The 12,459-nt window shown below is 65.6% G+C and carries 14 protein-coding genes and 1 tRNA gene; 10 read left to right on the forward strand and 5 right to left on the reverse strand.

The genetic code is table 11. The features are described from left to right. Positions 1-16: 16 nt before the first annotated feature. A tRNA-Ala gene (locus WU80_RS16155) sits at positions 17-92 on the forward strand. A gap of 95 nt (positions 93-187) precedes the next feature. Here the strand turns inward: WU80_RS16155 and WU80_RS16160 are convergent. Next, positions 188-1,396: a cytochrome P450 gene (locus WU80_RS16160; RefSeq protein ID WP_055403775.1), complete on the reverse strand. Its 1,209-nt coding sequence runs from the start codon at positions 1,394-1,396 to the stop codon at positions 188-190. 299 nt (positions 1,397-1,695) lie between these two features. Between WU80_RS16160 and WU80_RS16165 the strand changes: the two genes are divergently transcribed. Continuing rightward, positions 1,696-2,379, forward strand: a complete 684-nt coding sequence (locus WU80_RS16165; protein ID WP_055403776.1) for a TetR/AcrR family transcriptional regulator — start codon at positions 1,696-1,698, stop codon at positions 2,377-2,379. Positions 2,380-2,395: 16 nt separating this feature from the next. Here the strand turns inward: WU80_RS16165 and WU80_RS16170 are convergent, their stop codons facing one another. Further along, complete coding sequence (locus WU80_RS16170) at positions 2,396-3,205, reverse strand: DUF1906 domain-containing protein (protein WP_055403777.1); 810 nt, start codon at positions 3,203-3,205, stop codon at positions 2,396-2,398. Between the two features lie 277 nt (positions 3,206-3,482). Here WU80_RS16170 and WU80_RS16175 point away from each other — a divergent pair, with 277 nt between their 5' ends. The 4 genes from WU80_RS16175 (at position 3,483) to WU80_RS16190 (ending at position 7,057) form a co-directional block, all read left to right on the forward strand. Then, positions 3,483-4,442: a metal-dependent hydrolase gene (locus tag WU80_RS16175; RefSeq protein WP_055403778.1), complete on the forward strand. Its 960-nt coding sequence runs from the start codon at positions 3,483-3,485 to the stop codon at positions 4,440-4,442. Continuing rightward, a complete protein-coding gene (locus tag WU80_RS16180; RefSeq protein WP_055403779.1) occupies positions 4,439-4,627 on the forward strand; it encodes a ferredoxin in 189 nt (62 codons plus the stop codon). The genes WU80_RS16175 and WU80_RS16180 overlap by 4 nt, the downstream gene beginning before the upstream one ends. A gap of 3 nt (positions 4,628-4,630) precedes the next feature. Beyond that, complete coding sequence (locus tag WU80_RS16185) at positions 4,631-5,854, forward strand: NAD(P)/FAD-dependent oxidoreductase (RefSeq protein WP_055403780.1); 1,224 nt, start codon at positions 4,631-4,633, stop codon at positions 5,852-5,854. 153 nt (positions 5,855-6,007) lie between these two features. Continuing rightward, a complete protein-coding gene (locus WU80_RS16190) occupies positions 6,008-7,057 on the forward strand; it encodes a sensor domain-containing diguanylate cyclase (RefSeq protein WP_197285994.1) in 1,050 nt (349 codons plus the stop codon). A gap of 66 nt (positions 7,058-7,123) precedes the next feature. On the opposite strand, the gene WU80_RS16195 is transcribed toward WU80_RS16190, so the two are convergent. Beyond that, positions 7,124-8,059 (reverse strand): NADP-dependent oxidoreductase, encoded by a 936-nt coding sequence (locus WU80_RS16195; protein WP_055403782.1) that lies wholly within the window; start codon positions 8,057-8,059, stop codon positions 7,124-7,126. A gap of 136 nt (positions 8,060-8,195) precedes the next feature. Between WU80_RS16195 and WU80_RS16200 the strand changes: the two genes are divergently transcribed. Further along, the gene (locus WU80_RS16200; protein WP_055403783.1) at positions 8,196-8,687 is read left to right on the forward strand and encodes a MarR family winged helix-turn-helix transcriptional regulator; all 492 of its coding nucleotides are present in this window, start codon (positions 8,196-8,198) and stop codon (positions 8,685-8,687) included. A 4-nt stretch (positions 8,688-8,691) separates the two neighbouring features. Here the strand turns inward: WU80_RS16200 and WU80_RS16205 are convergent, their stop codons facing one another. Further along, entirely contained in the window at positions 8,692-9,012 is a 321-nt protein-coding gene (locus WU80_RS16205; protein WP_055403784.1) for a hypothetical protein, read from the reverse strand. Between the two features lie 246 nt (positions 9,013-9,258). Between WU80_RS16205 and WU80_RS16210 the strand changes: the two genes are divergently transcribed. From WU80_RS16210 to WU80_RS16220, 3 genes are all read left to right on the forward strand, one after another. Further along, on the forward strand, positions 9,259-9,453 hold the full coding sequence (locus tag WU80_RS16210; protein ID WP_055403788.1) for a hypothetical protein: 195 nt from the start codon (positions 9,259-9,261) through the stop codon (positions 9,451-9,453). 83 nt (positions 9,454-9,536) lie between these two features. After that, positions 9,537-9,782, forward strand: coding sequence for a hypothetical protein (locus WU80_RS16215; protein WP_055403785.1), 246 nt, complete (start codon positions 9,537-9,539; stop codon positions 9,780-9,782). A gap of 14 nt (positions 9,783-9,796) precedes the next feature. Beyond that, entirely contained in the window at positions 9,797-10,537 is a 741-nt protein-coding gene (locus tag WU80_RS16220) for an SDR family NAD(P)-dependent oxidoreductase (protein WP_055403786.1), read from the forward strand. Here the strand turns inward: WU80_RS16220 and WU80_RS16225 are convergent. Beyond that, the coding region (locus tag WU80_RS16225; RefSeq protein ID WP_055405790.1) for an MMPL family transporter at positions 10,534-12,459 on the reverse strand (1,926 nt) is incomplete at its 5' end. The genes WU80_RS16220 and WU80_RS16225 overlap by 4 nt on opposite strands.

Raw genomic sequence — 12,459 nt, forward strand, 5'->3', positions numbered from 1 at the left:
TCGATTGGCACGACTTGGGGCTATGGCGCAGCTGGTAGCGCACCACACTGGCAGTGTGGGGGTCAGGGGTTCGAGTCCCCTTAGCTCCACCAGGCAAAAGTCTCTCTTGCGAACGTATCTGCACACCGTTTGACGGCAATTGTGTCGCCCACCGGATTCTGCTCCTGATCCAGCCACGGCGTCTGAGCTAGACGAACGCGGGCATCGATTCCCAGCCTCGGACAGCCGAGGCGGACGATAGGTGTGCGTTGTCGGTGTCGATGTCCCATTCGGGGAAGCGCTTGAGGATTTCCTCGAGCGCCACCCGTGCCTCCAGCCTCGCAAGCGCTGCTCCAAGGCAAAAGTGAGCTCCCACGCTGAACGCCAGATGCTGACGCGGCCGGCGATGGATGTCGAATCGATCTCCGTCGGGCGGGAATTGGCGGTGGTCACGGCAGGCCGAGGCGATAAGCGGCATCATGACGCTGCCCTCGGGCACCGTGTGGCCGTACCACTCGGTATCGCGAGTGACGTAGCGGGCGAGGTGCGGTACCGGGGGTTCGTAGCGCAGCAGCTCCTCGATCGTCTGTGCAATCAACTGGTGATTCGCTGCGATTTCGCGCCGCTGGTCGGGATGGTCGGCGAGAACCTTTCCTGCCCAGCCGAGGAGTCGGGTGGTGGTCTCGTTGCCCGCGGCAGCGATGAGCCCGATATAGAGCAGGATTTCGTCGCGGGTCAGCTTTCGGCGAAGACCTGTCTCGTCCTCGAATTCGACGTTGAGAAGCTCGGTCATGATGTCGTCGGAGGGGTGTTCGACGCGCCAGTCGAGATAAGCGGCGAACACCTCGTCGTAGGCCTCGTCGGGGTTGATGCCCTTGGCCAGGGTCATGGGTTGGCCGGCCTCAGTGAGCAACGACGCGTTCGAGCGATCCCGGACGCGTTCTTGGTCCTGCTCGGGGATGCCGACCAGCATCCCGATGACCCTCATCGGCATTTGGGCGCCGAGATCGGCAATAAAGTCGAATCGTCCAGTGCCGACAAGGGGATCGAGACATTGTGCGCAAAACGCTCGAATTTTGCCCTCGAGTGCTGCGACTTTGCGAGGGGTGAAAACCCGCGCGAGCAGCTTTCGGTGAATGTCGTGAACCGGTGGGTCTTCGAAAACGATGATGCCAGACGGTATCTCGATGTTGGCCTTGATCACTTCGAGGATCATTCCGCGCGATGAACTGAAGGTACCGGTGTCGACGAGCGCGCGGCTCACGTCGTCGAAACGACTGAGCGCGTAGAAATCGTACGGCTCGTTGTAGTACAGCGGCGACTCCTCGCGCAGCCGCCGGAACGCCGGGTAGGGATCGGCCAGAAGTTCCACATCGTAGGGGTCGTACCGAATGTCGCTGACCTCACTTACGGCCATGGCCCGTCCTCCTGGAGCAGTGGAACCTGCCGCGATTCCTTGAGGTATCACAGCAGACCCAGCGCCGACTGACAAGACAAATCAGACCAATATGTTGCGTCATCGTTGACTATTGCGGATTCACGCGGTGTGGTGAAGGGCGGGGTACTGCGGGCAGTCGCACGCTGTTCCTACCGGTTTCGTACGGTCTGGCATGTGTGAAGCGGAGGATGTCCGTTGACCTTGGCTTCAACTCGCAATACTTTTACCTTCACGTTGTCACGTCGAACGGAACTGGAGCATGATGATGGGCCTTGTCCATGCGTAGCCATGGATGGTCGGGCCGCACGCCGGCCTCCGACGAGGAAGCCGTCAACAGGATTTTGGACGCGGTTGACTCCTTGGTTGCCGAAGGCGGATCGGCCATCCGCGTCAGCGACCTGGCCCGCGTTCTGGGAGTGAGCCGCCAGACCATCTACCGTTACTTTCCTGGGGCTGACGCGCTTGTGGTCGGCAGCCAGATGCGTTCGGCCAATGGCTTTCTCGATCGTTTAGCCGATCACCTGCGGGGGTGGACAAATCCGGCGGCTGCCGTCGTCGAGGGCGTAGCATTCGCGGCCGAGGAGTTCGCCGACGACCCGCTGATGGCACGCGTCCTAGACGCACGGCTACCGGGTGGCACGTCGGCCTCGTTGACCGCCGGCGCGGCGTTTGGCCTGGGACGAGAGATGTTCCGACGATATGACGTCGACTGGGCAGGCCACGGTTTCGACGAGGCTGCGATCGACGATCTCATCGAACTCGCTGTACGCACCCTGCAGTCGGTTCTGCTCGATCCTCCCGCGCGGCCGCTCAACCCCGTGGCACTCCGCAGTCTCGTGGGCAGATGGCTCGGACCGGCAGTCCTCTACCACCAGCTGACCCGTGACATCGATGCACTAACCGCTCTCACGCAGGCCGGCCAACTGGCTCCCAGCGCTCGCGGATCGGTCAAACTGGCGTGACGCGAGCGCGTCAAGTTCACCGATGCAGGTTCCACTGGCCGCAGTCCGCGGCAAGGACGTCGTTGACGTCGACTTGGAGCCCCCCGACCACCGGGCCCGGATTCGATGGCGTGCTCACCACGCGTTGGTAGAGAACGGCGGTGCGGTCGACCTGGCCGCGCGACCAGGCCTTGGTCTGCCAGGCCCACCGGTGGCCGGGGGTGCCCGAATTTCCGATGACGCCGTCGGCGGCGGCCCATTGGCACACGTCGATTCCGCCGTAGACGCCGGTGCGCTGCACTCCCAGCACCGAATTGATTCCGCGAAACCACTTGAGCGCCAAGTTGTTCCAGGTGTCGTGGTTGATGTCCTCGTCGACGCTGAAGAAGATCGGGGCGCTCTGACCGCCACCGGCCGCGGTGTGCAGCTGCCAGGCGGTGCGAGCGTCCGCAACGCCGCCCTCGAACCCGCGCCTGAAGTCCGATGGTGCCGTCCCGCCCGGCTTGCCGTATTGGTAATTGCTGACGATCATCAGCCCGGCGGCGGTCAGCTGCTCGGCGTAGGGCCGCGTGATCGGCTTGGCGCCCATGGACGAGCCGGGGCGCGACAGCGAGACGTAGTTGATCACCCCGGCGTAACCGGCGGCTCGAATCTGGTCCGCAGGAATTTGGCGCATCGCGAAGTCGATCAGTCGAGGAGTGGCAGGGGCCGGAGCAGGGACGGCGCCGGCGACACTCGTCGAGGCCGCGTACAACCCCGGCAGTGCAGAAATGGCAACGGCGTAACGCAACAGGTCGCGCCGGGAAATGGCGCGCGACGGCCGCACATTCGCCGACGAATCCTGCATCGCGTGATGTTAATTTTGTGACTTTTGTCGACATAAGTGGCGCGTAGTAGTCGATATCAAATCGGTGTCTGCGGTTGATCGTGTCGAGTCGTGACTGGAAGCGCCGGTGACGTGCGATCCCGACCTATCAGCGCCGACAACGGGCCGGTCGCGGACCTCCGCGACTAGGCAGCGAACTCTCAGAATCCTCGTACCGGCGGTACGCATAACCGGCCACCGGTGTGGGTACGCGGCCGAGTGAACGATTGTTCGCAGCCAATTCGGGAGGAAGCTTTCGATGCCCGAGGTCCAACTTCACCACGAGGGACATCCCCTCTACCGCCGGATGGTCCGGTTCGACTGGTCGGAGACGCCGTTGCACTGGGTGCCCGACGACCCGTTTTCGACGCACATGATCAACGTCCTGCATCTGCTGCTGCCCGAGGGCGAGCGGCACTTCATCAAGGCCGTCCTCGAGGCGTCGTCGCTGGTCGACGATCCGGAGTTGGAGGCCGCGATCAAGCCGTTCATCCAGCAGGAGTCCTGGCATGCGTGGGCGCACCAGGTGGTACTGGACCACTTAGCCGAACAGGGCATCGAAACCAAGCCGTACACGGACCGGCTCGGGAGATTGTTGTCAATGACCCTGGGGGACCCGCCCAAGTGGTTTCCGCCGGCCATGAAGCGGTGGTGGCTGTATCGGCGCCTGGCCGACGTGGCCGCGCTGGAACACTACACAGCGATGCTGGGCCAATGGGTGCTGACCAACCGAGGTCTGGACTACGCGAAGGCCGACCCCATGATGCTCGACCTGCTGCGCTGGCACGGGGCCGAGGAGGTCGAGCACCGCTCGCTGGTGTACGACGTCTACCAACACGTCTCGGGGAACTACTTCATCAGGGCGTTCTCGATGTTGTTCGTCTCGCCGCTGTTCATCGGTTGGTGGGTCGCGGGGGCTCGTTACCTGATGGCCCAGGACCCGACCATCGATCAGAAGTGGCGTTTTAGGGACTGGCTGTCGGCCGCCCGCGAGTACCGCATACCGGGCCCGTGGAAGCTGCTCGTGACGACGCCCGTCCGGTACATGCGGCCCAGCCATCATCCGAACGACGAGGGGTCAACACAGATGGCTGTCGACTACCTGAACTATTCCCCGGTGGCGAAGGCCGCGCGGGAGCGGGCACGCTCCCAAGGGAAGTCGCCGGATCAGACGCAAGGGATCGAGGGCAACGGAGCGCGAAAGGCGGTGGCGCGATGAAGGTTTCGGTCGATCTCGACACCTGTGATGGCAACGGCGTGTGCATGAGCATCTGCCACGAGGTGTTCGACGTGCGGGAGGACGGCCTCCACGTGCTGCAAGAGGACGCGCCCGAAGAGCTGCGCCAGCAGTTGATCGGCGCCGAGGTGTCCTGTCCGACACAGGCGATCACGGTGGAGGACTGATCGATGCCGACTAGGCAGCTGGGGAACCTGAAAGAGATCGTCGTTGTCGGTGCCGGTGTGGCGGGCATGCGCGCGGCGGAGGCGCTGCGGCACGAGGGCTATGACGGCGCCCTGACCATCGTGGGCGCCGAGCGGCAGGCGCCCTACCATCGGCCGCCGCTGTCGAAGAAGTTTCTCACCGGCCACGTGCACCGGGCCGGTGTCGACCTGGCGCCGCAATTCGATATTGGTGCGCGTGTGCTCCGCGGCGCGGCGGCGCTCGAGTTGGACCTGTCGTCGCGCGTCGTCCACGTGCATGACGACGGCCAGGACCTGCCCCTGCCGTTCGACGGACTTGTGGTGGCCACCGGGGCGGTCCCGCGCGAGTGGCCGGGCGGCCCGGTTCCGGACGGGGTGCTATTGCTGCGCACGGTCGAAGACTGCCTGGCCATCCGGGAACGGTTGGCTTCGCGCCCTCGGGTCGTGGTGGTCGGGGGCGGGTTCATCGGCGCCGAGGTCGCCGCGAGTTGTCGGTTGATGGGCCTGGACGTCACGCTGGTCGAAAAAGCCGACAGCCCATTGCTTTCCGCGTTGGGTAAGGAGCTGGCGTCACGCTGGGCCGATTTGCATCGTCAGCATGGCGTGGACCTGCGGGTGGGCGTGGGCGTCGACGGATTCGTGGGCAACGGCCGGGTGGAAGGTGTTCGGCTCACCGACGGCTCGCAGGTTCCGGCCGACCTGGTCATCGTCGGACTCGGGGTCACCCCGGCGACCGACTGGCTGGACGGCTCCGGAGTGCGTGTCGACGACGGGGTGATCTGCGACGCCGGCGGTGTCGCGGAGGGCAGCACCTCGGACGCCCCTGTGGTTGCGGCAGGTGACGTCGCGCGCTGGTGGCACCCCCTGTACGAAAGGCACCTGCGCACCGAGCACTGGGAGGACGCGGGCCGTCAGGGTGCGACCGCGGCGCGGACATTGCTGGCGGGCCCCGAACCCGCCGAGCTCCACGCCGAACTGCCGTACTTCTGGTCCGATCAATACGACGTCAAGCTGCAAATGCTGGGCGTGCCAACGGATTACGATGCCGTCGAGATCGTCGAAGGCCATCCGGACACCTGGGAGTTCGTCGCCGCGTACGGGCGTAACGGTCGCACCATCGCGGTGCTAGCGACGATCGCGGGCCGGGTGCATGCGTATCGCGAGACCATCGAGAAGCGGGCCGAATTCCCGCCGAGCCGAGCGGATTAGCGAACCCCGGCATTCGCCGCCCGGGTAGATTTCCCGACCCGAGCGTTGCGTCGGCATGCCGCCAGCGTCCTACAATGCTCTGACCCTCCGTCAGCGACGTTAACTGGACGACAAATGCCCGAAGCGCCATATGCACCGGCCGAGGATCAGCGCATGGCCGCGGTGCGGCGCGTCGGCTTGCTGGGGACACCCGCGGAAGAGCGCTTCGACAAGCTCACGCGATTGGCCCGGCGCCTGTTCGACGTTCCGATGGCGGTCATCGACATCGTCGGCGAAAAATTGGCCTGGCTGAAGAGCGCGCAGGGGTTCGACGGAGTCGAGGGATTGCGGTGTGACTCCTACTGCCACCACGCCGTGCTCAGCGACGAAACCTTCATCGTCCGCGACGCGCGCACCGACCCGAGGGTGCACGACAGCGGCTTCGCGAACACCTGGGTCTTCTACGCCGGTGTGCCGTTGAGGTTCGAGGGGGAGCGCGTCGGCATGTTCTGCATCGGGGACACCAAGCCGCGCGATTTCGACGACGACGAGGACCGCTCGCTGCGCGACCTTGCCGCGATGGCCCAGCAGGAGCTGCAGGTCGCTCGGATGTCGGAGACGCAACTGGCGCTCGCCCGCGCCAACGACGAGCTCAAGATGAAGGCGAATGTCGATGTGCTGACCCGGCTTTGGAACCGGCGGGCCATCTTCGAGATCGCCGAGACCGAGCGGCTGAAGGCCGGCGGCCCCGCGCAACTGGCGGCCCTGCTCGTCGACATCGACCACTTCAAGAAGATCAACGACACCTATGGGCACCCAGCGGGCGACGAGGTGTTGCGCGAATGCGCGCAGCGGTTGCGGGCATCGATCAGGTCGGTGGACGCCGTCGGGCGGATCGGCGGCGAGGAGTTCCTCGTGCTCATGGCCGACGCCGAAACCGGGGACGTGGCGGGCATCGCGGAGCGGATTCGAGCTGCACAGGCCGAGTCGCCGGTTGAGTTCGACCAACACTCGATCGCGTTGACGTGCAGCGTCGGCTACGCGATCGGCGCCGCGAGCGACCCGATCGACGGGCTGGTCAGCCGTGCCGACCAGGCGCTGTATCGCGCCAAGTCCAACGGACGAAACCGGGTGGAGCCGCAGGGCATTGACCTCGGCGCCGGCAGGCCCGCGCGCCAGCGGGTGGTGCGGCGGCCGAAGGAAGTCGAGTCCTGCGGCGGATAGCCCCGCAGTCCCGATAGACGTGGCCCGCCGGCAAATCACCGGGGGGCCACGTCTATCGGCCGAGACTCATGGAACCAGAATCGTCTTTCCCCGCAGACGATTGGCGTCGGAGTCATCGTGCACCGCGGCCGCGTCGGTCAGCGGTCGGCGATCGGCGACGTCGATCACAAGCTTTCCGGCGTCGACCTGGTTGACCAGTTCGGCCAGCTGCGCGGCGTCGCTGCGGACGAACACCCGCTGCGCGCGCACCCGCCGTGCCGGGTCCTCCTCGCCGGATGTCATCGTGCCGACGTAAAACCCGCCGTCGGCGACCAGGCCGACCAGGGCCGCGGTCTGCTCCGGTGACGTGCTGACCAGGTTCAGCACCACATCGAACGGTTGCCCGGCGACCGCGAGCGGGGCGGCCGTGTAGTCGATGTAGTCGATGATCCGGTCGGCCTCGTAGCGGCGCAGCCGGGCAGCGCTGCGCGTCGACGCGGTCGCGGTGACGACGGCCCCGGCCCGCTTGGCGAGCTGGACCGCGTAGCCGCCGACCGCTCCGCCGGCACCGTTGACCAGAACGGACTGACCCGCCTTCAGGCCGGCGACCTCGAACAGGGCCTGCCACGCCGTCAATCCGACGGTCGGCAGCGCGGCGGAATCGGCCAGCGGCACCGAGTCGGGCGCGGCCGTCAGCACCTCGGCCGGGGCGAGCGCGTACTCGGCGGCGGCGCCCGGGCGGTCCAGCGGAAGCATGCCCACCACGGCGTCGCCGATCTTCCAGCCGGTTACCCCCTCGCCGAGCTCGGCGATGGTGCCCGCGACGTCGACGCCCGGGGTGTGGGGGAAGGAAATCGCGTACACCTCGGACAGGTAGCCGCCCCGGATGCCGGCATCGACCGGGTTGAACGAGGTCGCGGCCACCCGCACCAGGACCTGGCCGGGGCCGGGCACCGGCCGCTCAACCTCTTCGTATTGCAGAACCTCGCTGCCGCCGTAACGGTGGTATTGCACAGCCTTCATGGTCTTCTCCGTTTCCTAGGTGCTTCAACTTCGAAGCAGTTACGCCCCGTACAACTTGCTTCGAACTCGAAGCGATTCCGGAACGCCGGGTGACGATCGCCACATTGCTTCAAGTTCGAAGCATTACGATGGCGGCATGGCCCCGCCCCTGAAGCCTCAGCAGATGCGCGCGTACTTCGCCCTGATGGAGGCGGTGAGCCTGCTGCAGTACGCCGTGCAGCGCCAGCTACGGGCCGAGGGGGACCTCAGCTACGTGCAGTTCGAGATCCTGGCCAAGCTCGCCGATGCCGACCGCCCGCTCACCATGACCGAGCTCGCCGACGGAGTGGTCTACAGCCGCAGCGGCCTCACCCACCAGGCCGGTCTGCTGGAGCGGGCGGGGCTGATCATCCGCGAAGCCAGCGCCGACGACCAGCGCGCCACGGTCGTGCGTAGCACCGAGAAGGGCCACGCGCGGCTTGCGAAAGTGCTGCCGGGCCACATCGACGTCGTCCGCGACATGCTGTTCGATGCGCTCTCTGGCGAGGACGTCGACGAGCTCGGCGACATCATGAGCCGCGCCCGCGATCACATGCGGGCCCGGCCGGCGCGCTCGGCCGCCTCGCGCAAGCGCCGCACCGCGTCATGAGGGTTCACCGCAGCTTCGTCCACGGCGTGCAGCCGTGCGTGATGAACTTCGCCACCGCGGGCGCCGTGAGATTCGCCGTGACCGGGGTCGTCTCAATCCCGCTGTCGGAGTTGATCATTCGGCCATCGCTGGTCCATGTGGTGAAGACACAGGCCGCTCGGTAGTCGCCCGGCTCGGCGTGGGCGACGTAGACGCCGTAGGGGAGTTGCGCGGGCACCGCGTAGGACCCGGGCCCATACCCGCCGTCCGCGTGCGCCGGCGACCCGGCAAAACAGCCGACGATCAACGCGGGCAGGGCAATCGCGGCCGCCTGGACCAGTCGCATCGTTCGTTCCTTCGGTCGGACTCGAACTCGAGATTAAGTCCCGGCAACGACTCGGTGGAGACTGTGCCTCAACCTCACGCCGGCTGCCCAGCCGATTAGGTTTTCCTCTGAATGCGCATTACTCTTGCCCGCGGTTCTGATTGCGACTCTCCGAAAGCAGCCATGCCCATTCAGCCCACCCTGCTGCGCCGACAATCGCTGCGCAGCACCCGCTCGTCGCGGGTCGTGCCTCGCGTGAAATGCCCCATGGTCGGCCAGTGCTTCGATGTCGAGGTCACTCGCGACGCCGATGGGTGGACCATTCGGATTCCCGAGATCGGCAGGGTCACCCGCACCTTCCGCCGGAGCGCGGTGGAATTGGCCGCACGCGAATGCATCGCCACCTGGACCGGGATTCCGATCGGTTACGTGGCCGTGTACGTCGCAAGCGAGGTCGGCTAGCGCCTCACCTGCCGGCCCCGTAGTGGCCAAGGTGTGTCTCGCGCGTGACCTCGCCGCGACGATGACGCGAAACCCTCATCATCATGACGGTGCTTGCGGCCATCGCGGCCCTCGCGATGGCGATGGGTCTCGGTTACTACTTCGGCCGACGCGCGGAATCGACGCCGCCAAGCTGGAAGAGCCGAACGAGCCGAATCGCCCTCGGCAGGCTGGCGTTCAGCCTGCTCGTCCTGCTCACCGCGCGCCGCGCGATGACCATGTGGGGGCCGAGGTTTGGCGTTCCGCTCGGGTTGCTCCGCGGTAGCGTTGCGCGGATCCGTTCCTACTGAGCGCAAGGACAACCATGTCAGCACTGCGGGGCAAGGTCGCGTTGGTGACCGGAGCGTCGTCGGGCCTTGGCGCCGAGACGGCCCGGCTGTTTTCCCGCCAGGGCGCAACGGTTTTCGGCATCGCCCGGGATACGGCGCGCTTGGCCGAGGTTTTCGCCGACGTCCCCGGCGGTTCGTATGCCTCGGTGAACGTCGCCTCGGCGCAGGCCTGCCGGGACGCCGTCGAGCAGTGCGTGCGCGAGTCGGGTGGGCTGGATGTGCTTGTCAACATCGCCGGGCGGCACCAGATGCGCAGGACGGAGTCGATGACCGACGACGACTGGGACCAAGACCTCGCGGTCAACCTGAACGGCCCGTTTTACCTCTGCCGGGCCGCGCTGCCGCGGCTGCTCGAACGCGGCGGCAACATCGTCAACGTCAGTTCCATTGCCGGCGTCGAGGGCCAGGCGTACTCGGCCGGTTACTGCGCCGCCAAGCATGGTCTGATCGGGCTCACCCGCGCCCTGGCCGTCGAGTACACCGCGGATCGCTTGCGCGTCAACGCGATATGCCCGGGTGGCATGCTCACGCCGCAAATCGAACATTTCAGCGCGCCCGACGATCCGAATTACGACCTGATCATGCGCACCGCCTCGCCGCGCGGCATGATGCAGCCCATCGACGTCGCGAACGTGATCGCCTTCCTGGCCAGCGACGCCGCGGCGGCCGTCCACGGCGCCGTCTATCGCGTCGACAACGGCAAGGGCGCCGGCTAGCCCGCCGCCACCGGGCGGGTGCGCACCAACGTCGGCCACCAGAACCACGGCCCGAGGATCCGCAGGATGCATGGCACGACGAACGAACGCACGATCAGCGTGTCGAGCAACAGGCCGATACACACGGTCGAACCCACCTGACCGATGGTGCGCAGATCGCTGGTGAGCATCGCCAGCATCGTGAAGGCGAAAACCAGGCCGGCCGAGGTCACCACGCCGCCCGTGCTGCCGAGGGCCCGGATCAGACCGGTGTGGATTCCGCCGTGCAGTTCCTCCTTGACCCGGTTGATCAGGAGCAGGTTGTAGTCCGATCCGACCGCCACCAGGATGATGAAGGTCAGGGGTAGCACCAGCCAATGCAGGTGCAGTCCGATGAGGTGTTGCCACACGAGTATGGACAGCCCGAAGGCCCCGGCGTAGGAGAAGGCCACGGTGCCCGGAATCACCAAGGCCGCCACCAGACTTCGGGTGATGAACATCATGATCAAGAAGATGAGCACGAAGGCGGCGATCGCCGCGATCATGAGGTCGGACATCGCGTATTGCTTGATGTCCTTGTCGTTGGACCCCGAACCGCCGATGTAGATTCTGGCGCCCGCCAACGAGGTCTCTTTCAGGATCGTTTTGATCGCCTCGGGGAACTGCTCGACGTGCTCCACGCCTTCGGGGCCCATGGCGTCGCCCTCGTGGGTGACGATGAACCGCGCCGCCTTGCCGTCCGGCGACATCATCAGCTTCATCCCCGTCTTGACGTCCTCGTTGTCGAAGCCCTCGTGCGGGATGTAGAAGAAGTCGTCGCTGCGAGACCTGTCGAAGTCGTTTCCGACGTTGATCAGGTCGTCGAAAGTCTGCTCGGTTTGCACGGTTTGCAGATCCGCCGACCCGTAGCTGTTGACCAGCTTGGACTGCAGCGCCTCGGTGTCGTCGGCGGTCGCCTTCAGCTGGGCGATGATCTGCGGGAAGGTCTTGTCCACCTCTTGAAGGGACACCTTCGCGTCCGCGATGTCGTCGGCCAGTTTGTCGATCTGGTCGATGGTCTCGAACAGCGAACGGAACGTCCAGCAAATGGGGATGTCGAAACAGTGCCTCTCCCAATAGAAGTAGCTCTTGATCGGACGGAAGAAGTCGTCGACGTTGGAGACCTCGTCGCGGATGTCGTCGCTGACCCGTTGCAGGTCTTCGACGGTCAGGACCGTTTGGTGCAGTTCGTCGGACACCTTCTGGAAGAAGCCGACCTCCTTGCGCAACACCTCAACCGAGTGAGCCTGGATCTCGGCCTGCGCGTCGGTGTTGGAGTTCTGCTCCCTGCTGAACGGGAGTTGTTGCCCGTTGCCGCTGCCCTGCGTGGTGAAAAGGTATGGGAGGCTGGCGTGTTCGAGCGCGCGGCCCAGGGGTCGTGTCATGCCCTGCACCATTGCCACGCCGTGCAGGCGGATCAGCGCCTTGGCGACCCGGTCCAGCGAAATGAAATCGGCCGAGTTGCGCATGTCGTGATCGGTTTCGACCATGAGCATCTCCGAGAAGAGCTTGCTCTTGGGGAAGTGTCGATCCGCGGCTTGGAAACCGAGATTGGCCGGCGCACTGGCCGGTTGATATTGCCTGTCGTCATAGTTCTGCCGGTAGGTGGGAACGAAGATCGCCCCGATCATGACGATGGCGGAACTGGCCACCAGGATCGGCACCGGCCAGCGCACCACGCTCGCTCCGATGCGCCGATAGAGACGTCCATGGGTGACGGTCCTCGGGTCGAACATCCCGAACAGGCTGCCGACGGTCAGCACAGCCGGTCCCAGCGTCATCGCCGCCGCGATGGTGAACAGCATGGTGATCGCGACGGCGGGCCCCATGGTGTGGAAGTAATTCAACCGCGCGAACGTCAAGCAGTAACACGCGCCGGCGATCGTGCTGTCTCTTATACACAT

It is taken from the genome of Mycobacterium sp. UM_11, from assembly GCF_001414075.1.
Classification (GTDB): domain Bacteria; phylum Actinomycetota; class Actinomycetes; order Mycobacteriales; family Mycobacteriaceae; genus Mycobacterium.